Consider the following 19,522-nt stretch of genomic DNA (forward strand, 5'->3'; position numbering starts at 1 on the left):
TTGCGACTATGTCGCAGATAGTGGCTTGGGCCGGCTGGCTGAAGCGGTGGGACGACCAGCAGGCCGGTTATCTGCCGGACCGCGAGGAACAGTTCGCGTTGATGCTCGACATCGTCGCCCGCCTGGTCGGCGACCCCAGCCGCTTCGTGGACCTGGCGTGCGGCCCCGGCTCGATCTCGGCCCGCGCCGCCGCCCGCTTCCCGTCGGCCGAGATCATCGGCGTCGAGTGAGCCGGCTTCCTTCTCCTTCCGCCGCAACCTCAGCCCGGGGTGAGCCGGCTTCCTTCTCCCCCCGCCGTAACCTCAGCCCGGGGCGAGCCGGCTTCCTTCTCCCCCGCCGTAACCTCGGCCACCCACAACGGAAAGGCGCCCCACCGGCCGGTGGGGCGCCTGTCTGGCGTACTGAAAACTCAGTAGCGGTAGTGGTCTGACTTGTACGGGCCTTCGACGGGGACGCCGAGGTAGTTGGCCTGCTCCTTGGTGAGCTCGGTGAGCTTCACGCCCAGGGCATCGAGGTGGAGGCGGGCGACCATCTCGTCGAGGTGCTTGGGCAGGACGTAGACCTCGGTCGGGTAGTCGGCGGTCTTCACGAAGAGCTCGATCTGGGCGAGGACCTGGTTGGTGAAGGAGTTCGACATCACGAACGACGGGTGCCCGGTGGCGTTGCCGAGATTCAGCAGGCGGCCCTCGGACAGGACGATCACCGTGTGGCCGTCGGGGAAGCGGAACTCGTCCACCTGCGGCTTGATCGTGACCCGCTCGATGCCGTCCACCTTGTACAGGCCGGCCATGTCGATCTCGTTGTCGAAGTGGCCGATGTTGCCGACGATCGCCTGGTGCTTCATCGCCGCCATGTGGTCGGCGGTGATGACGTCCTTGTTGCCGGTGGTGGTGACGAAGATGTCGGCGGTCCCGACCACGTCGTCCACGGTGCTGACCTGGTAGCCGTCCATCGCCGCCTGCAGCGCGCAGATCGGGTCGATCTCGGTGACGATCACCCGGGCGCCCTGGCCGCGCAGCGACTCCGCGCAGCCCTTGCCGACGTCGCCGTACCCGCAGACGACCGCGACCTTGCCGCCGATCAGTACGTCGGTGGCCCGGTTGATGCCGTCGATCAGCGAGTGCCGGCAGCCGTACTTGTTGTCGAACTTCGACTTGGTCACCGAGTCGTTCACGTTGATCGCCGGGAACAGCAGCGCGCCGGCCTTGTGCATCTCGTACAGCCGGTGCACACCGGTGGTGGTCTCCTCGGTGACACCCTTGATGCCCTGGCCGATGGTCGTCCACAGCTGCGGGTCGTCCTGCAGCGTGCGGGTCAGCAGCTTGAGGACGACGGCGTACTCCTCGGAGTCCGCGGTCGACGGGTCCGGAACGGCGCCGGCCTTCTCGAACTCGGTGCCCTTGTGGACGAGCATGGTGGCGTCGCCGCCGTCGTCCAGGATCATGTTCGGGCCCTCACCGGGCCACCTGAGCGCCTGCTCGGTGCACCACCAGTACTCCTCCAGGGTCTCGCCCTTCCAGGCGAAGACCGGCACACCGGCCGGGTTCTCGGCGGTGCCCTCCGGGCCGACGACGACGGCCGCGGCGGCGTGGTCCTGGGTGGAGAAGATGTTGCAGGAGACCCAGCGCACCTCGGCCCCGAGGGCGACCAGCGTCTCGATCAGCACGGCGGTCTGGATCGTCATGTGCAGCGAGCCCATGATCTTCGCGCCGGCCAGCGGCTTGCTGTCGCCGTACTGCTTGCGCATCGCCATCAGGCCGGGCATCTCGTGCTCGGCCAGCCGGATCTCCTTGCGGCCGAACTCGGCCAGCCCGAGGTCCGCCACCTTGTAGTCGAAGGTCATACCGGTTCCGCTCCCCTGAAGACTGTGATTGCTTCCTGCCTGCCAGAGCCTAGAGGGCCCAGGCCCGGGGTTTGATCGGTGGGGGAGCGTTTCTGACACTGAAATGTCAGGATTGAGGTATGCGCATCACCGAGGCGGCCCGCCGGCTGGGCACCACTCCGCGGATGCTGCGGTACCGGGAGGCCCTCGGCCTGCTCCCCCGTTCCCGCTCCGCGCACACGGCCCAGCGCCAGTACGACGACCGCGACCTGGCCGCCGTACAGCTTGCGCTGGACCTGGAACGCCGGTACGACGTGACGCCGGCCGCGCTGGCGTTCGCACTCCGGGCCCTGGCCGAGCCGTCGGTCGCCGCGGACATCCGCAACCTCGGCTACCGCACCGGCCGCCTCACCGCTCCGCCGACCCGCTCGGAGATCGACCGCGAACGAGCCCTCCGCTGGCTCGGCCGCTCCGGCGTCCTCCCACCCGAACCCCGCTGACCCCGCCGCCTCGCGTTCGAGGGGATAACCCCTCGACTCGTGCCTTCTCCCCGCGTGCACGAGCAGGGAACCCTGCGTTCGCGGGGATATCCCCTCGAACGCCGGCCGCGGGGTGGGGTTAGTGGGAGGGGGCTTCGGGGACGGGGGGGCGTTCGGCGCGTTGGTAGCCCTCGACGTAGATGTCGGGCTCCAGGTAGACGTGGATCGACATCGGCTCGGCTTCCCGGATGGCGCGTTCGGCGGCGTCGATGGTCTGGGCCACCACGGACGCGTCGGTGGTCGGCTCGACGCCGACCTTGGCGGCGACCAGGACCTCCTCCGGACCCAGGTGCAGGGTCTTGATGTGGATCAGCCGCTGCACACCCGGGGTGTTCTCGATCGCGGCGACGATCTTCTGCTGCGACTCCCGGGTCGCGGACTCGCCGAGCAGCAGCGACTTCATCTCGATCGCCAGGAAGATCGCGACGCAGACCAGCAGCGCGCCGATCGCCATCGAGCCCAGGCCGTCGTACACACCGTTGCCGGTGGCAAGCGTCAGGACGACGCCGATCAGCGCCAGCACCAGGCCGGTGAGCGCGGCGAAGTCCTCCAGCAGGATGACCGGCAGTTCGGGCGAGCGGGCGTTGCGGATGAACCTGGCCCAGCCGACCGGCCCGCGGACCTTGTTCGCCTCGACGATCGCGGTCCGGAACGAGAACGTCTCCATGATGATCGCGGCCACCAGGACGACGACCGGGACCCACTTCCAGTCGTCGATCCCGTGCGGGTCGTGGATCTTGTGGTATCCCTCGTACAGCGCGAACAGGCCACCGACGCTGAACAGCACGATCGCCACGATGAACGAGTAGACGTACCGCTCCCGGCCGAAGCCGAACTGGTGCAGCTCGTCGGCCTCCCGCTGGGCCCGCTTGCCGCCGACCAGCAGCAGCACCTGGTTGCCGGCGTCGGCGACCGAGTGGATCGCCTCGGCGAGCATCGATGCCGACTGGGTCAGGCCCCAGGCGGCGAACTTGGTGATCGCGATCCCGGTGTTCGCCAGCAGTGCCGCGACGACCGCCTTGGTTCCGCCACCAGCCATTTCTCCAGGTCCTCCAACAATCGGGTGATCAGCGCGCGGACACGACGAACGCCGTGCCGGAACCACGCAGGCTACAGGGTCCTTCGGGTCCCGCAGCGAACGCGGACTGACCGGCGGACAACATCACAGCGCCATCGGTGCCCTCGGCATCGACCTCGACACTCCCGGCCACACAGCAGACGATCCGCGGCCCCGCACCGGTGACCGTTTGTTCACCACCGTCCAGGTCGATTCGGCGGATGGCGTAGTACTCACAGCCGGTCTCGTACGACGAGACGCCGTCGCCCAGCGGGGTCGCCGTCAGCACCGGGTCGGCCAGCGGCTCGAAGTCGACCACCGAGACCAGCTCGGGTACGTCGATGTGCTTGCTGGTCAGGCCACCGCGCAGCACGTTGTCGGAGTTCGCCATCACCTCGAACCCGAGCCCGTGCAGGTAGGCGTGTACGTTTCCGGCCGGCAGGTAGACGGCCTGGAACCGCTCCAGGCGGACCCGGTTCAGCAGCAGGGCGGCCAGTACGCCGGGGTCGTCCGGGAAGTCCGCGCACAGCTTGGCCAGCGCCTCCCGCTCCAGCTCGAAGGCCTGGCCGGCGTACTGCGCGATGGCCTCGCCGAGAGCGGCGACCAGCGGCCGGATGGTGTCCCGGTCGCTGCTCATGATCTGGGTGAACACGTCCTGCAGCTTGCCGTTGCGGAGCAGGTCGGTGCACTCCTCGAACCCGGCCGGCGCCAGCGCGTCGAGGAACGCGACCGTGGCCTCCAGCGGCCGGAACCCGACCAGCGCGTCGAACGGGCCGAGCGCGATCAGGATCTCCGGCTTCGGCCAGGCGTCCTTGTAGTTGCGGTCGGCAGCGTCGCGCGGGATCCCGGCGGCCTCGTCCCGCGCGTACCCGTCGATCGCCTGCTCCCGCGAGGGGTGGGCCTGGATCGACAACGGCTGTGCGGCCGCCAGCAGCTTGGCCAGGAACGGGAACCGGCCGTCGAACCGCTCAGCCGTCTCCGGCCCGAGTACGTCGGACGGCCCGGCGGAGACCACGTCGTACAGGGAGTCGCCCGAGGGCAGCACAGACGGCGCGGACTCGTGCGCGCCCATCCACATCTCCGCCTGCGGGCGGCCGTCCGGCTCCACCCCGGTCAACTCGGGGATCGCGGTCGGTGAGCCCCAGGCGTAGTCCCGGATGGTGTTCTGCAGCCGCACTACCACGCTGGGTCCTCCGAGGGGATTCCTGGTTCGGTGGGCTCGGCGTCGGTCGCAGTACCGTAGCGGCCGAGGCCGATGCCGAGGTAGGCCGCGGCGTAGCGGCCGTGCTGGGTCAGGGCGGCGTACCGGGCGATGTCGGTGCCGTCGGCCTGCGTGACGACGTGCACGCGGACGTCGTGGGCCTCCGCCTTCGCCTCCAGCTTGCGCCGGTGCTCGGCGACGCCCGCGTCCTCCACACCGTCGTCGAGGATGACCAGACCGGGCCGCAGCTCCTCCGGCTTGTCGAACGGGTCGGCGAACAGATCGCGCGGCGGCTGGTTGAGCACTGGCATCAGGTGCCCGGCGTCAGCGGCCAGGGCCGGCCGGCCACTCGCCAGCCGCAGGGCCTCCACCACACGACGCGCTGCACGCGCGGACAGCACGGAGCCACCCCAGACCAGCGGCAGCGCATCCGCCAGCATCAGGGCCAGGTCCTTGGCCGGGTTGGACGCGACGTCGTTGTTCGGCGAGCACTCGATGGCCACGTCATCCAGCAGCGCCGCAACCGCCTTGTGGTCGACCTCAGGACCGAGCTCCATCTGGTGCAGACCCTGCAGTACGGCGACAGCCGAAGCCAACTGGTCGTCGGACTGCGACGGCAGCCGGATGGCGTGCCGCGAGCCCGCGGAGGCCTGTGCGACCGGGGAGTCCGGCGGGCAGGCCACCATCAGACCGCAACCGCGGCGCTCCGCCTCCGAGGCGGCCGACACCGCGTCGGAGTCCTCGGTCAGGCCGCCCAGGACGATCACCAGGTCCAGCGGACCGGCCCAGCCCGGCAGACCGGGACCGGGCCAGGCGACGAACGGGACCGGGCAGACCGGCTCCAGGATGGCCCGGACCAACCGGGCGTCCCGGCCGGCCGCCAGCACCGCCCGCGGCCGGAAGCCGTCGGAGTCGACCTTGGACAAGGCCTCCTCGGCCGCTTCCAGCTCGGCCCGGACCCGGGCGCCGGCCATCGCCAGCCGCCGGAGCAGGTGGTCCGCCGCGCCGAGCGCGGCCGGGTCGTCCAGCCGCGAGTCGTCGAAGAAGCTCATCAGTTCTCCGCGACCTCTTTGGTGTCTCGCGCCTCGTCGATCAGCAGCACCGGGATGTCGTCGCGGACCGGGTAGGCCAGCGCGCAGGCGCCGTTCGTGCAGACCAGCTCGTTCGCCTCGTCGTCCACCCGGAACTCCGACCGGCACTTGGGGCAGACCAGGATGCTCAGCAGGTCCGGGTCCAGATTGACTGCCATTCAGTTCTCCTTCACCGATGCGCCGGTGATCAGCGCCAGTACCTCGTCGCGGACGCGTTCCATGGTGGGCCGGTCCGCAGCCTCGACGTTCAGCCGCAGCAACGGTTCCGTGTTCGACGCACGGACGTTGAACCACCACTGTCCCGCCGACACGGTCAGACCGTCCAGATGGTCAACGGTAATGCCGTCCCGGCCGCCGTAGGTGTCCTCGATCGCGGCCACCGTCGCGGCCGCGTCGTCGACCTTGTTGTTCAGCTCGCCGGACGCGACGTACCGCTCGTACTCCGCGAACAGCTCACTGGCCGGCTTGTCCTGCTCACCGAGCGCGGCCAGCACGTGCAGCGCGGCCAGCATGCCGGTGTCGGCCCGCCAGAAGTCCCGGAAGTAGTAGTGGGCGGAGTGCTCGCCGCCGAACACCGCGTCGGTCTCGGCCATCTTCTGCTTGATGTAGGAGTGCCCGACCCGGGACCGGACCGGCGTGCCGCCGTGCTCGGTGATCAGCTCCGGCACGGCCTTGGAGGTGATCAGGTTGTGGATGACGGCCGAGCCGGGGTGCTTGGCCAGCTCCCGGACCGCGACCGCGCCGGTGACCGCGCTCGGCGAGATCGGGTCGCCCTTCTCGTCCACCACGAAGCAGCGGTCCGCGTCGCCGTCGAAGGCCAGGCCGAGGTCGGCCCCGAGCTCGCGGACCTTGGCCTGCAGGTCGACCAGGTTCTTCGGGTCGAGCGGGTTCGCCTCGTGGTTCGGGAAGTTGCCGTCCAGCTCGAAGTACATCGGCACGATCGTGATCGGGCCGGAGGCGAACACGGCCGGCACGGTGTGCCCGCCCATCCCGTTGCCGGCGTCGACGACGACCGTGAGCGGACGGCTGCCGCTCAGGTCGACCAGGTCGTGCAGGTGGTCGGCGTACGCGGTGAGCAGGTTCTTGCGGGTCACCTTGCCCGGCACGGAGCCGGTCGACGGGCCCTCGGTGAGCGCCTTGGCGACCAGGTCGGCGATGTCGCGCAGACCGGAGTCCGAGCCGACCGGGGCGGCGCCCGCGCGGCACAGCTTGATGCCGTTGTACTGCGCCGGGTTGTGGCTCGCGGTGAACATCGCGCCGGGCAGCTGGAGCCGGCCGGAGGCGAAGTAGAGCTGGTCGGTGGAGGCCAGGCCGATGTCGACCACGTCGGCGCCGGTGCTGGTCACCCCCTCGGCGAACGCCGCCGCCAGTCCCGGGCTGGACGGCCGCATGTCGTAGCCGACCACGACTGCCCCCGGAGACGAGAGGACGTCCAGGACCTCGACGAAGGCTGCCCCGGTCGCCCGGGCCACCGACTCGTCCAGCTGGTCCGGGACGACCCCTCGTACGTCGTACGCCTTGAAGATCGCAGCAACGTCAACCATGCGTGGACCCTATCCGCCCCGCCCGCAAAGCTGTATTTCAGGTGACGCTGCCCCCCTCGTTCCGTATCTTCGGCCCAGGTCACCGACCCGGGGTGGCGTGGCGGCTGGGGGGTGGCCAGTGATGTTCCTGCGGCAGGCTCTGCGGTACCGGTGGTCCCAAGCCCTGGTCCTGGCCGGCGTCAGCCTGTTGATCGGCACGTGCGCGGCGTTCGCGCCCTGGTTCGCCCGGGCGGTCGAGCAGACGGTCGCAACCGAGACGCTGACTCGTCAGTGGAACGCCGCGGCCTGGCAGCTGGATGCGACCCCGCCGACGGCGGTGTCCGGGCCGACCGATCCGACCCCGCCGGAGGACCTGGCCCAGCTCATCCCGGCTGACCTGAAGCCGTTGTTCACGCCGCCGTCGTACGGGATGACCGTCGGCGTGACGTGGGGTCTCGGCAAGGACAAGGCGACGATCGGAGGCCGGCTGGTCTGGCGGGACGGGTACTGCGCCCAGCTCGAGCTGACCGCCGGCCGCTGCCCGACCAGCCCCGGTGAGGTGGTCGCGTCGACCGCGGACGCGAAGAACTTCGGCGCCACGGTCGGGACGACGATCAAGGCCGAGACCAGCAGCTACACGGACAGCGGTCTCCGCGTGGTCGGGCTCTATCAGGCAGACGACGAGGCGACGTACTGGTTCGGCCGCGGACCGACCGGCCACTCGAGGCCGGCCAGCGAGAGCAGACCGGCGGAGGCCGACTTCCTGCTCACCGAACGCGAGACGTTCGCCGCCGGGAGATGGGGCTACCACTCGACGCTGGACACCCGCCCGCAGCCGGGAAGCGCGCGAGTCGACGACCTGGACCGCATCCGGCAGGTGACCGATCAGCTCGAAGCCCGGAACTCCGAGCTCAACCTCGACGCCAGGAACAACTCCGGGTTGATCGACGTCATCGACGGGATCCAGGCCGAGCGCCGGCAGGCCGGCACGATCATCCCGTTGGTGATGGTGCAGGTCGCTCTGTTCGGTGTGGTCGTACTGGGCCTGGCGCTGGCAGCGGTAGTCGACCAACGCCGCCCGGAACTGGCTGTCGCACGACTGCGCGGATCAGGTGCCGGCCGGATCGGCCGGACGCTCGCTGTGGAGCTGAGCGTGCCCGTCCTGATCGGTACGGCGATCGGCGTGGCCTCCGGCTTCGTCCTGCTCCTCGTGGTCCGTGCGGCCTGGCTCGGCGGAGCAGCGCCGCTCGAGGTGCCGTGGACCGTTCCCGCAGCGGCCGCCCTCGCGGCGCTGGCCGGGCTGGCGGTGGTCGCGCTGTCGATCCGTGCCGTCGTCCGCCAGCCGATCTCCAGCCTGCTCCGGCGCATCCCGCCCCGCCGACGGCACCGAGCCATCGGCCTGATCGATCTCACCGTCATCGTCCTCGCCTCGGCCGGCCTCGTAAGCGGGCTGACCAGTGGCGGACGCGGCCCCCTGCCTGTGCTGACTCCGACCTTGCTCGCTCTGGCGGCCGGCCTGGCGTTCGCCCACCTGCTGCTGCCAGCAGCCGGTTTGCTGAGCCGGCACGCGCTGCGCAAGGGACGACTCGGACTCGCCCTCGGCGCTCTGCAGGTGTCCCGGCGCCCGGCCGTCACGCGACTCGTCGCCGTCGTCGCGGTCGCGACTGGCTTGGTCTCGTTCGCCGGTCAGGCCTCGTCGGTGGCTGACCGCAACCGGGAGACGCGGGCCGGCTACGAGACCGGCGCCGAGGCGGTCCTGGCAATGGACACGACCAACCTCGGCGATTTCACGGCAGCGGTCGACAAGGTCGACCCGGACCGGCGATGGCTGACCCCTGTCGTCCTTTCGCAACCGCCTTCCATCGAGAGCCTGCGCGCCGTACTGATCGAGCCGGACAGCTATCGGCGGATCGCGTTCCGCGGCAACGAGCTGACCGATGCCGAGGGGGTCGGCAACCTCCAGGCACCCACGGAGCCGAAAGCGATCGAGCTGAGCGGCGATCGGCTGATGGTGACCGCGAGCCTCGGCAAGATGACGCCGTACGTGCCGCCCTCCAGTGAGGGTGTGCTGCCGCCGCCCGAGGAGCAGGCCAGATCCGTGGTCCTGCAGGCGACCGTGATCAATCAGCGCCGAGGTGCGCGCTACCTGGTGCAGTTCCCACCGCTGGCGTTGCGCGCCGGCAGGCCGGTCCGGCTGAGTACGCCGATCGACTGCAAGCCGTCCTGCCACCTGATCCGGCTCGGGGTGGCCCGCGAGGTCGGTGACTCCGTGGGCGTCAAGGGCGACATCGCGATCAGCCAACTGGCGACCGACACCCAGCAGTCGGTACCGCTGGGCCGGGCGCAGGACTGGGTGAGCGGCCCGCAGACCGGAGCCGACAACCAGGGCACCATCGAGGCAGGCACGCTGCCGAACGGCCTGACCCTCAAGGTGGCCAGTGTCGGCGGCGACCAGAACCTGCAGTACGCCGCCATCCCTACGCCAGTCCCGGCGCTGGTGAGTCCGGACTTCGCCGTCAGCGAGGTCCAGACCGTGCCCGGCCTCGACGGGCTCTCGATCCCGATCCACAAGCTCGACAGCCTGCACACCCCGATGCCGCGGCACAGCGAGCGCGTCGCCGTCCTCGACCTGGAGACCGTACGGCGGCTCGGCGGCAGCGTCGACGACACCTCGACCGACTTCGAGCTCTGGCTGAACGCCGACGGGCTCGCCAACGTCGACAAGATCGTCGCGGACCTCACCGCGGCCGGGATCACTCCCACCATTGTCGATCGGCAGTCGGACCGCATCGCCGGGTACGGGCGGTCTGCCAGCGCGCTCGCGCTCCAGCTCACCCCGATCGTCGGACTCGCCAGCTGGGCCCTCGCGATCATTGTGCTGCTGCTGATGGGCGTCAGCTCCTGGCGGTCCCGGGCCCAGGACTACGCGAGTCTGCGGATCAACGGCGTACCGGCGACCACGACCGGAGGGGCAGCGCGCTGGGAGCACACCGGACCGGTCGCGCTGGCTGCACTGCTCGGGTCGGCCTGCGGCGTCGTCGGCGCCCACATCGCGCTACCGATGTTCCCGCTCTTCGCGGAGACCTCCGAGCCGTCGCCGGTGCCACTCGACCTGGCGATCAACTGGCCCGCAGCGGTGATTCTCTGGCTGGCCGGCACGGTGGTGCTGACGGCGACCACGCTGGTGCTGGGCACCACTGTGAACCGGCGGGCCGGCTACAGCCGGATTCGGGAGGACCTATGAGTGAGCGCAGCGAACTCATCAAAAAGCAGAGCATGCTCTCATCGGCGCCCGGAGCGAAGCGAGGACGCAGATGAGCGGACTCGCGATCAGCACGAGCGGCCTGGTCCACATCTACCGCAGCCAAGGCCATGACGTCGCTGCACTGTCGGGGATCGGCATCACTGTGCGGCCCGGAGAGCTTGTCGGACTGCTAGGCCCGTCAGGCGCCGGCAAGTCGACGCTGCTCCAGTTGTGCGGTGGTTTGCTGACCCCGAGCGCCGGGCGCCTGCAGATCGGCGAGCACAACCTGGCCACGATGACCGAGCCCGAGCTCGACCGGATGCGCGCGCGGGACGTCGGCATCGTGTTGCAGGGCGCCGGACGCAACCTCGTTCCGTACCTGTCCCCGATCGACAACGTCCGGTACGCACAGCGCGCCGCTTCTCGCGATCCGTCCCTGCCGAAGCCGGAGGAGGTGCTCGAACTGGTCGGCCTGACCGACCAGGCCCGGAGCCCGTTGCCGTCGCTCACGCCCGGGCAGATCCAGCTCTGCGCAGTGGCAGTGGGGATCGCGACCTTCCCCGGTCTGCTGCTGGCCGACGAGCCGACCAGCCAGCTGGACCACCGCGCCCGCGACGAGGTCCTGGGCGCGATCTCGACCATCAACGAGAGCACCGGCATGACAGTGCTGCTGATCACCCACGACCCCGAGGTCGCCGCAGTGCTCCCCCGGACCATCACCATCCGGGACGGCCGGATCGCGTCCGAAGGGCGCAGCGGCGAGGAGTTCGCGGTCGTCGCCACCGACGGGTCCTTGCCGCTGCCGCCGCACGTCGCCGAGCTGTTGCCCCCTGGCACCCTGCTCCGGGTCACCACCACCGAGGCCGGCGAGGTTCGCCTGAGCCCGATCCAGCAAGAAGGTCAGTCGTGATCACGGTCACCAACCTCACCGTCGCGTACGACGATCTGATCGCCGTGGCGGACGTGTCCCTGCGTGTACCGCCCGGGTTCGTCCTGGCGGTCAGCGGACCGTCCGGAGCCGGCAAGAGCTCGCTGCTCTGGGCGATCGCCGGTGCGGTTCCGGCGAAGTCCGGCATGGTCGAGGTGGACGGCCTCACGATCAGCGACCGGCCGGCGGCCGCGGGGCACGGCGTCGTACTGATCCCGCAGGGCAACGGCCTGGCCCGGGTGCTGACCGCGCGGGAGAATCTCGCCCTGCCACTGCTTGCCAAACGCAACGAACCGGAAACGGTCGACCGGGCCGTCGATCAGGCGCTGGCCGACGTCGGGCTCCAGGACAGCGGCGACCACCTGGTCGAGGAGCTGTCCGGCGGCGAGCAGCAACGCGTCGCCGTCGCCCGCGGGCTCGCCCAGCAGGGCCGCGTCATCCTGGCCGACGAGTCGACCAGCGAGCTCGACGGCACGAACCGGGAGCGCGTCCTCGACCTGCTGAGCCGCGAGGCCCGGCGCGGGGCCGCGGTGGTCATCGCCACCCACGACCCGAACGTCGCAGCCGGCGCCGACGGCCACGCCACCATGGACGAAGGCCACCTGACCTGGCAGCGGCGCCTCTGAGGCTCAGAGGCGCCGCTCGAGTGCAGGTGTCTCAGGCGTTGTCGAACCAGCCCGGGTGCTTCCGGTGGTGGACCTCCGGGAGCTGCCGCGGGCTCGTCGGAGCCGCCCAGCCCACCGCGTTGGCGATGATCTGCTGGACCTCCGGCTGGTGGTACGTCGGGTACTCCTGGTCGCCGGGGCGGAAGTAGAAGACCCGGCCCTGGCCGCGCCGGTAGCAGCAGCCGGAGCGGAACACCTCGCCGCCGGAGAACGAGCTCACGAACACCAGCTCGTCCGGCTGCGGGATGTCGAACAGCTCGCCGTACATCTCCTCGCGCTCGATCACCAGCGGGTGCGGGACGCCCTGGGCGATCGGGTGGCCGGCGGCCACGGTCCAGAGCAGCTCGCGGTCGTTGTCGGACCGCCAGTCGAGCGAGCAGGTGGTGCCCATCAGCCGGATGAAGATCTTGCTGAAGTGCGCCGAGTGCAGCGCGATCAGGCCCATCCCGGACAGCACGTGCCGCTGCACCCGCTCGACGACCGCGTCGTCAACGTCACCGTGCGCGGCGTGCCCCCACCAGGTGAGTACGTCGGTCTCGGCCAGCACCTCCTCGGTCAGGCCGTGCTCGGGCTGCTGCAGCCAGGCCGTCCGGACCACCACGTTGTCGCCGAGCTTGGCGCGCACGGCGGCCGCGATCGTCTCGTGCATGGTGTCCGGGTAGACCTTCTGCACCGAGGCGTCGCGCTGGTCGTGCACGTTCTCGCCCCAGACGGTGACGCGGATCGGACCTCGAGCTGACTCAGTCATGGAGAACAACCTCTCGTCCCGCCTTCGCCGAGGCGTAGCAGGCGTCGATGACCTCGGTCCGCAGCAGCGCCTCGGACCCGTTGTGTGCGGCCCAGTCGCCGCTCTGGACGATCCGGACGAACTCCTGGACCACCGCGCGGTGGCCGAGCCCGGCGCCGGTCGCCGGCTTCACCTCGGCCGGCACGCCGCCGACGTCGGTGAAGATGCGCAGGGTGTCGACGGTCGTGTAGTTCTGCACCTCGATCTTGGCGCCGCCGTCGGTGCCGAACAGCTCGATCCCGAAGTTGTCGCCGGGGGCGCGGTAGGTCGCCCAGCTGGTCTCCAGCTGCAGCGCGCCGCCGCCCTGCAGCCGCAGGTACGCGGTGGCCAGGTCCTCCACCTCGAACGCGGACCCGAGGGTGTTCGCGTTCGGCACGGTGCTGCCCTTGCCACGCGGGCCGAGCTCGGCGAACGTGTTCGCGCTCACCGTGGTCACCTGCGGCTCGCCCAGCAGGTGCAGGGCCAGATCCAGGATGTGTACGCCGAGGTCGATCAGCGGACCGCCACCGGACAGCTCGCGGTTGGTGAACCAGCCGCCCATGCCCGGGATGCCGTTGCGGCGCATCCAGTGCGCCTTGGCGTAGTAGACCCGGCCCAGCTGGCCCTCGTCGATCTGGTGCTTCAGCGCCGCGACGTCGCCGCGCTCACGGTGGTTGAAGATGACCTTCAGCACCTTGCCGGCCTTCTTCGAGGCCTCGACCATCGCAGTGCCCTCGGCGACCGTGCGGGCCAGCGGCTTCTCGCAGAGGACGTGCAGGCCCTTCTCGAGCGCCTTCAGGGCGATCGGGGCGTGCAGCTGGGTCGGCGTGCCGATGCTGACCGCTTCCAGGCCCTCGGTCTCGAGCAGGTCCTCCCACTTCTCGTACAGGTGCGGGACGTGGTGCTTCTCGCCGAGGCTGGTCAGCGTGTCCTTCTCCAGGCCGGCCAGCGCCAGCACCTCGACGTCCGGCAGCTCGGAGAAGGCCTCCAGCGCCGTCCGCCCGGCGAAGCCCAGGCCGACCACTCCGATGCGCAGTTTTTGATCGTTCACACGCACGATCCTCTCGAATGACAACGACGGACACAAACCGGTTCCCACAGTACGGAACAGGATTGGACACCAGTGCGCAGGTGGTCTTGTCCGGCGCGGCGCCGGCTCAGTCGTCGCCGGCCTCGAACTCGGGGTCGATCTGCTCCGGCGACAGCGCGAGTACGTCGGCCAGCTCGAGTACCAGCGCGGACCGGACCAGCCAGGCCAGGCTGGTCGCGGACCGTTCGGCCCGCAGCTCGATCGGGCGGCGGAAGACCACGATCCGGTACGGCTCGTGCGAGGTGCCGCCGCTGGAGTGGGTGAGCGGGATCTCGACCGCGTCCAGGTCCAGGTTCGGCACGTCCTCGATGGCGAACTCGACCCGGGCGACGACCTGCGGCAGCCGCTTCTCCAGCCGGGTCACCTCGACCGCGACCACCTCGTCGAACTGGGCCGCGGCGGATCGCTGCAGCGGCAGGCCGCGGGGCGCGAACTTGCTCGGGCGGCTGATCGGGCCGAGCATGCCGCGGCCGTGGCGGTCGATGTGCCTGCGATGACGGCGAGCCTCGGTCACGCGCTCAGCCTAGTGGGGGTAACGTCTGGTCGTGAGCATCGCCAGGATCTGTTCGCGCGCCGCCTGTCACAAGCCGGCTGTGTCGACGCTCACGTACGTGTACGCCGACTCCACGTGTGTGCTCGGCCCGTTGGCGACGTACGCCGAACCGCACTGCTACGACCTGTGTGCCGACCACGCCGACCGGCTGACCGCGCCGAACGGCTGGGAGGTGATCCGGCTGGCTCCGGACCCGGCTGCGGCCGGACCGTCCTCGGACGACCTCGAGGCGCTGGCGAACGCCGTACGCGAAGCCGCCCGCCCGCTTCCTCCGCGCGAGCCGGGTCGCGGCGCGCCGGGCGCGCCGGTCGAGGTGGCCCGCCGAGGTCACCTGCGGATGCTGCAGGATCCCGGCGCGAACTCGTCCGAAGGCTGACTAGCGCAGCGCGGCCCGGACGTCGGGCTGGGCGCCGAGCTGGGCCCGGAACACCAGCGACGTGTTGAGCGGCCACGCGGCCACCTGGGCGACGTCGTCCTCGTCCGGCTTGGCGGCCGGCATCAACGTGACACCCGCGATCATCGTGCCCCGGGTCTGCTCGACCGTCAGGTACGTCGTGCGCGGCTGAGCCGGCAACGGGATCTGGGTGGTCGCTCCGGCGAGCACATCCAGCGCCCGGGTGTTCAGCACCTTGCCGTTGGCGTCCCGGAGCTCGAACTTCACGCTCCCGTTCTTGCCCGGCGCGGTCACCTGCAGGATCGCCGGCTGCTTGTGCGCGGGCAGCACCAGGTACGCCGGACCGGTCAGCGCCTCGGCCGACCCGAGTGACGCGAAGTCGCTGCCGCTCGCGTCCACCATCCGCATCGACGCCGTGACCGGCTGGTCGGCCGTCACCGTGACCGCACTCGGGTCGCCGTGCAGCACCGGGTCGAGCCGGAACGTCTTCACCGAGCCTGCCGGGATCTGGACGGTCTCCAGGCCGGCGGGCTTGAACGGCCCGTTCGGCCCGTGCACGGTCAGTCCGGCGGTCGCCTGCAGGTCGCCGGGGTTCGCCACCGACAGGATCCGCAGTCCGGCCCCCGGCGCGACCGCTGGCACGAACACCTTGGCCGCCGGCGGCGCCGACGGGTTCAGCCAGTCCACACCGGCCGGCTTCTTGCCGTTGGTCGCGTTGTCCCGCAGCGCCGGCGCGACCCGGCCGCCGGTGGACTCGACGTGCAGCGCGATGTCCCGCAGGTTCCGGGCGACCAGGCCGAGGTAGAGCTCGGTGGTCCCCCGCGCCGGTACGACGATGCCGCGAGCCGCAGGCAGGTCCTGGGGACCGCTGCGCGCGTAGATGGTGACGTTCACCTCGGCGTTGATGCTGTCCAGGTTCGTCAGCACGAGCACGTCGCGCCGGTCGGTCGCGCCGGAGGCTCCGACGAACCAGAAGTCCGAGCCGGGCAGCTGGCACGGGGTGCTTGCCATGCCCTCGTTCACGCCTTCGATGGAGGTCGTCGTACTCGTGCCGACCGTGCCGGCCGCCAATGGGCCGACGCCGCGGATCGACAACGGCGCGGGCTTGGTGACCGGGGTGCTCGAGCCGATCTTGCCGCGCACCAGCAACGAGCCGACCGGGTCGGCGTTCTCCGACAGGGCCGCGATCGACAGCGGCGTGTCGTCGCCCGCGGCGGTCGGGGTCCCTTCGGGCAGGGTCGGCGACACCGCGTTGACCACGCTCGACAGCTTGCCGCCGCCCGCGAGGGCCGGGCAGGACAGCGCCGTACGGTTCACCACTGTGCGGGCGGGTTCGCCGGTCGTCTCGGCCTGGGTCGACGGCTCCTTGGCGTGAGTCACCACGCCGAGACCAGCCGCGGCAGCCATCGCCAGCACGCAGGCACCGAGCCGGATCCGCGCGTCCGAGAGCAGTCGCCTCATCGGTCCCTCCTCGCGTGGGTGCCGTGCGGCATCGCGACGGTCCGGCGGACCGTCGGGAGGCAGAAGACCAGCGCGATGATCCAGGCGATCAGTCCGAGCACCCGCCACACGCTATGCGTGTCATAGGTGAGCGGCGTACTGCCCGGGTTCTCCGAGCGGTCGACCAGCCAGGCGGCGTCGCCGTCGTCGGCACTGGCCCGGGTGAGACCGGGCAGCGAATCGAGTGTCGCCTGCAGCGTCGGGTCGACCGGCGCGGGCAGGTAGACGTAGTCGATCGCGAGCGCGGCCAACTGCCGGCCCTCCTCACCCGTGCCGCCACCGCCGAGCGTCGACAGCACATCCGTGATCGGCTTGGTCTGCTCCGCCTTGGGCGCGGCCTCCAGCGAACCCATCCGCGGGCCGCCGTCCTTCACCAGCGAGTACCGCATCGGGTTGTTCCCGTCCTTGCGCACCACCAGGACGGACGCGTCCTCCGGCGGATCCTGCGCGGAGATCAGGTACGCCGGGAGGTCCTGAGCCGGACCGCGCCACAGCGGACCGTCGGCGCCACGCACCAGCCAGAACCCGGCCGTCACGATCGTGGTCACCAGCACGATCCCGAGCACGCCCTGCACAAGGAGCGCGGTGGACTTGCCGACCGAGTCCCACGCCACCGTCACCGCGACGATCCAGCCCGCGGTCATCAGGAACATCAGCGGACCACTGCCGCCACCGAGCCGGCTGGCAATGAGCGTCCCGAGCAGACCCAGCAGGGCGGCGAACCATCCGAGCAACTCGTACCGCTGCCGGGACTCCCGCAGCAGGCTCACCAAGGCCACCAGAATCAGCGGTACGACGAACCACCACGGCGTCGGCGCACCAATCGGCGTACCGGTCATGAGATGCGGCAGGCTGTCGCCCGGGCCGACTGCAGCAGTAGGCGGTCCGCCAGCTTCCTGCCCGAGCCGCGACGGGTGCAGCACCAACTGGATCGTCCACGGCAGCACCAGCAACAGACCCAGCACGACGGAGAACACGAGCTGGCGACCCTGTCGACGCCACCCGAGCCCGAGCACAGCGGCGAAGACCAGCGTGACGCTGACCAGCAGACCGAGCGCCGGCGTGAACGCGAACAGCACCGCCTGGCAGATCCCCGCGAACCATGCGGCCCGCCAGCTGCCCTGGATGACGACGCGACGCCGCCGGGCGACCGTGTGGACAGCAGCACCGAGCAGCGGCAGCACGATCGCCGCCACAACCGTGCCGAGCCGCCCCTGCGTGATCGCTCCGTTGGTGAACACAGCAAGCCCGTACGCCGATGCGCCCCAGGCCCGCGCGACACGGTCCATGACGAACGCGCGCAGCAGAACCCATGCGGAGAGTCCGGCCAACGGAACAGCGCCGAGGAGCAGCAGGTTCGTCGCGCCGGACGGACCGAACATCACCGTGGAGAAGGCCCAGAACTGTCCAAGCCAAGCAGGCGGTGTCACACCTGGCGGTGCGGACGCCGCGGCTTGCCAGAGCGCACCGAGCGTTTCGTGCGGAGGCAGCAGCAGGTTGGACCGCAGCACGCCACTGCCGATCAGGCTGCGGCCGGCGACGAACGCACCGATCGCCAGGAAGACCCAGGCGATCAGGAACGGGCGGCGGATCAGCTGCCGGCGCCAGCGCGGCTGGTCGACGGCTACGCGGGCAGTGGACTTCGCACGGCGTGCACTGGTGACGACCTGCTCTTCCGGCTCGTCCGCCCAGGCTTCGCGGATCCGCTCGGAGATCGTGCTGGTCGTCTCCTCCAGGTTGTGCCGCAAGGCGTGCACGGACCGGGAGAACAGGCCTTTGATGTCGTCGTACGGGACTCGGTCGAGGCTGCGGCGGTCCCTGCGGGCCTGGGTCCAGCCACCCGCGAGCAACGTGCCGAGCAAGGCCGTCCACTCGTCGACGGCGCCGGACGGCGTCTTGCCGAGCAGGAACCAGATCGAGCGCAGGATCGTGCCGAACAGGAAACGCAGGATCAGCAGCGGCAGCAGCTTGCCGGGCGCGTTGGCCAGCACGGTGTAGTACGCGTGCGAGCGGTCGAGCTGGTAGGCGTGCCGCCGGGTGCCGGCCAGCGCACGGTCACCGGTCGCCGCGGCCTGTGCGTGGTAGACGACCGCGTCCGGCGCGACGCCTACCTGGTAGCCCGCGCGGCTGGCGCGCCAGCCGAAGTCGATGTCGTCGCGGAACATCGGCAGCCGCGGGTCGAAACCGTGCAGCGCCTCCCAGACGTCGCGACGGACCAGCATGCCGGCCGAGCTGACCGCGAGCACGTTCCGCAGCTGATCGTGCTGGCCCTGGTCGAGCTCACCGTTCTCGATGCCGGTGTCGCGGCGGCCGCCGAGCGAGGTGGTGACGCCGACCTCGAGCAGCTCCCGGTCCCGCGGCCAGAGCCGCAGCTTCGGCCCCCAGACGCCGACCTCCGGCGCCATCGTGGCCTGAAGCAACAACTTCTCCAGCGCCTTCGGGGCCGGCGCGCAGTCGTCGTGCAGCAGCCACAGCCACTCGACCACGGGCATGTGGCCGTCGTCGCCGTATGGGCCGACCGCGGACGGGATCGGCGCGAAGCCGACCGCCTCGATGCCGCGGGACACCGCCGTACCGAAGCCGGTACGGGCGGAGACGCTGACCACAGGCTCGACGCCGGGCATCGCGGCGAGCAGCTCCGCGGTCTCGTCGGTGGAGCCGGTGTCGACCGCGATCAACCGGTCGGGGCGTGGGTTGAGGGCCCAGAGTGCTTCGGACAGCCGGGGCAGCCAGGCCGCGCCCTCGTGCCCGACGACGACCGCGGTGACGACATGCCGGACCCGCGGGCGACCCATCGGGTCGTGGGTGTGGTCGGTCGGGAAGTCGACAGCGTCGAAGAACTCCCAGCCGGCCGGAGCTTCTTGTTCCATGCGGAGCGGTGACACCTTTGCGGGGGAAGGACGGCCTGCACCCGCGACCCCGGGGAGTCGCGACGAGGACTCACCATACAGCCGCGACGGTGAGCGACGCCCCGCTCACCCCAACTCCCTGTGGACAGCCGCGGGCCCCGGCGACAGATGTCGAGCCGGGGCCTCCGCGGGTGTATCTCTCGAGTTGTCCTGCTGTGGTTGCCGAACTGTGCTGATTCCTTCCCCACCCCGCCGCCGGTCGGGGCCTGGTGGCAGGGCACCGGACCGGAACGATCAGCG

At 70.6% G+C, this 19,522-nt stretch carries 17 protein-coding genes; 6 read left to right on the forward strand and 11 right to left on the reverse strand.

Annotation, left to right across the window (positions count from 1 at the left end):
• Nucleotides 1-8 precede the first annotated feature (8 nt).
• A complete protein-coding gene (locus AB0H36_RS14300) occupies nt 9-230 on the forward strand; it encodes a hypothetical protein (RefSeq protein ID WP_360521679.1) in 222 nt (73 codons plus the stop codon).
• Between the two features lie 179 nt (nt 231-409).
• On the opposite strand, the gene ahcY is transcribed toward AB0H36_RS14300, so the two are convergent.
• Entirely contained in the window at nt 410-1,843 is a 1,434-nt protein-coding gene (gene ahcY / locus AB0H36_RS14305) for an adenosylhomocysteinase (RefSeq protein ID WP_360521682.1), read from the reverse strand.
• Between the two features lie 119 nt (nt 1,844-1,962).
• On the opposite strand from ahcY, the gene AB0H36_RS14310 reads away from it, so the two are divergent.
• Complete coding sequence (locus AB0H36_RS14310) at nt 1,963-2,322, forward strand: MerR family transcriptional regulator (RefSeq protein ID WP_360521686.1); 360 nt, start codon at nt 1,963-1,965, stop codon at nt 2,320-2,322.
• A 118-nt stretch (nt 2,323-2,440) separates the two neighbouring features.
• On the opposite strand, the gene AB0H36_RS14315 is transcribed toward AB0H36_RS14310, so the two are convergent.
• From AB0H36_RS14315 to AB0H36_RS14335, 5 genes are read right to left on the reverse strand one after another with little or no spacing between them, the layout of a single operon-like run.
• Nucleotides 2,441-3,400 (reverse strand): cation diffusion facilitator family transporter, encoded by a 960-nt coding sequence (locus AB0H36_RS14315; protein WP_360521689.1) that lies wholly within the window; start codon nt 3,398-3,400, stop codon nt 2,441-2,443.
• 28 nt (nt 3,401-3,428) lie between these two features.
• Complete coding sequence (manA, locus tag AB0H36_RS14320; protein WP_360521692.1) at nt 3,429-4,601, reverse strand: mannose-6-phosphate isomerase, class I; 1,173 nt, start codon at nt 4,599-4,601, stop codon at nt 3,429-3,431.
• Nucleotides 4,595-5,671, reverse strand: a complete 1,077-nt coding sequence (locus tag AB0H36_RS14325) for an SIS domain-containing protein (protein ID WP_360521695.1) — start codon at nt 5,669-5,671, stop codon at nt 4,595-4,597. The genes manA and AB0H36_RS14325 overlap by 7 nt, the downstream gene beginning before the upstream one ends.
• Nucleotides 5,671-5,868, reverse strand: a complete 198-nt coding sequence (locus tag AB0H36_RS14330) for a Trm112 family protein (protein WP_360521698.1) — start codon at nt 5,866-5,868, stop codon at nt 5,671-5,673. Before AB0H36_RS14330 ends, AB0H36_RS14325 begins: the two co-directional genes overlap by 1 nt.
• Nucleotides 5,869-7,254 (reverse strand): phosphomannomutase/phosphoglucomutase, encoded by a 1,386-nt coding sequence (locus AB0H36_RS14335; RefSeq protein ID WP_360521701.1) that lies wholly within the window; start codon nt 7,252-7,254, stop codon nt 5,869-5,871.
• Nucleotides 7,255-7,375: 121 nt separating this feature from the next.
• Here AB0H36_RS14335 and AB0H36_RS14340 point away from each other — a divergent pair, with 121 nt between their 5' ends.
• From AB0H36_RS14340 to AB0H36_RS14350, 3 genes are all read left to right on the forward strand, one after another.
• A complete protein-coding gene (locus tag AB0H36_RS14340) occupies nt 7,376-10,477 on the forward strand; it encodes an FtsX-like permease family protein (RefSeq protein ID WP_360521704.1) in 3,102 nt (1,033 codons plus the stop codon).
• A gap of 70 nt (nt 10,478-10,547) precedes the next feature.
• Nucleotides 10,548-11,387, forward strand: a complete 840-nt coding sequence (locus tag AB0H36_RS14345; protein WP_360521707.1) for an ATP-binding cassette domain-containing protein — start codon at nt 10,548-10,550, stop codon at nt 11,385-11,387.
• Entirely contained in the window at nt 11,384-12,031 is a 648-nt protein-coding gene (locus AB0H36_RS14350) for an ATP-binding cassette domain-containing protein (protein ID WP_360521710.1), read from the forward strand. Before AB0H36_RS14345 ends, AB0H36_RS14350 begins: the two co-directional genes overlap by 4 nt.
• A gap of 31 nt (nt 12,032-12,062) precedes the next feature.
• On the opposite strand, the gene AB0H36_RS14355 is transcribed toward AB0H36_RS14350, so the two are convergent.
• The 3 genes from AB0H36_RS14355 to AB0H36_RS14365 all read right to left on the reverse strand — a co-directional run bounded on the left by AB0H36_RS14355 (nt 12,063) and on the right by AB0H36_RS14365 (nt 14,440).
• Nucleotides 12,063-12,818 (reverse strand): ThuA domain-containing protein, encoded by a 756-nt coding sequence (locus tag AB0H36_RS14355; protein WP_360521713.1) that lies wholly within the window; start codon nt 12,816-12,818, stop codon nt 12,063-12,065.
• A complete protein-coding gene (locus AB0H36_RS14360) occupies nt 12,811-13,887 on the reverse strand; it encodes a Gfo/Idh/MocA family oxidoreductase (protein WP_360521716.1) in 1,077 nt (358 codons plus the stop codon). The genes AB0H36_RS14355 and AB0H36_RS14360 overlap by 8 nt, the downstream gene beginning before the upstream one ends.
• A gap of 106 nt (nt 13,888-13,993) precedes the next feature.
• Entirely contained in the window at nt 13,994-14,440 is a 447-nt protein-coding gene (locus AB0H36_RS14365; RefSeq protein ID WP_360521719.1) for a metallopeptidase family protein, read from the reverse strand.
• Nucleotides 14,441-14,471: 31 nt separating this feature from the next.
• On the opposite strand from AB0H36_RS14365, the gene AB0H36_RS14370 reads away from it, so the two are divergent.
• Complete coding sequence (locus tag AB0H36_RS14370) at nt 14,472-14,855, forward strand: DUF3499 domain-containing protein (RefSeq protein ID WP_360521722.1); 384 nt, start codon at nt 14,472-14,474, stop codon at nt 14,853-14,855.
• Here the strand turns inward: AB0H36_RS14370 and AB0H36_RS14375 are convergent, their stop codons facing one another.
• Both AB0H36_RS14375 and AB0H36_RS14380 read right to left on the reverse strand, forming a co-directional pair.
• Nucleotides 14,856-16,334 (reverse strand): DUF5719 family protein, encoded by a 1,479-nt coding sequence (locus AB0H36_RS14375; RefSeq protein WP_360521725.1) that lies wholly within the window; start codon nt 16,332-16,334, stop codon nt 14,856-14,858.
• A complete protein-coding gene (locus tag AB0H36_RS14380; protein WP_360521728.1) occupies nt 16,331-19,243 on the reverse strand; it encodes a glycosyltransferase family 2 protein in 2,913 nt (970 codons plus the stop codon). Before AB0H36_RS14380 ends, AB0H36_RS14375 begins: the two co-directional genes overlap by 4 nt.
• Between the last annotated feature and the right edge of the window lie 279 nt (nt 19,244-19,522).

It is taken from the genome of Kribbella sp. NPDC050820, from assembly GCF_040653975.1.
Classification (GTDB): Bacteria; Actinomycetota; Actinomycetes; order Propionibacteriales; family Kribbellaceae; genus Kribbella.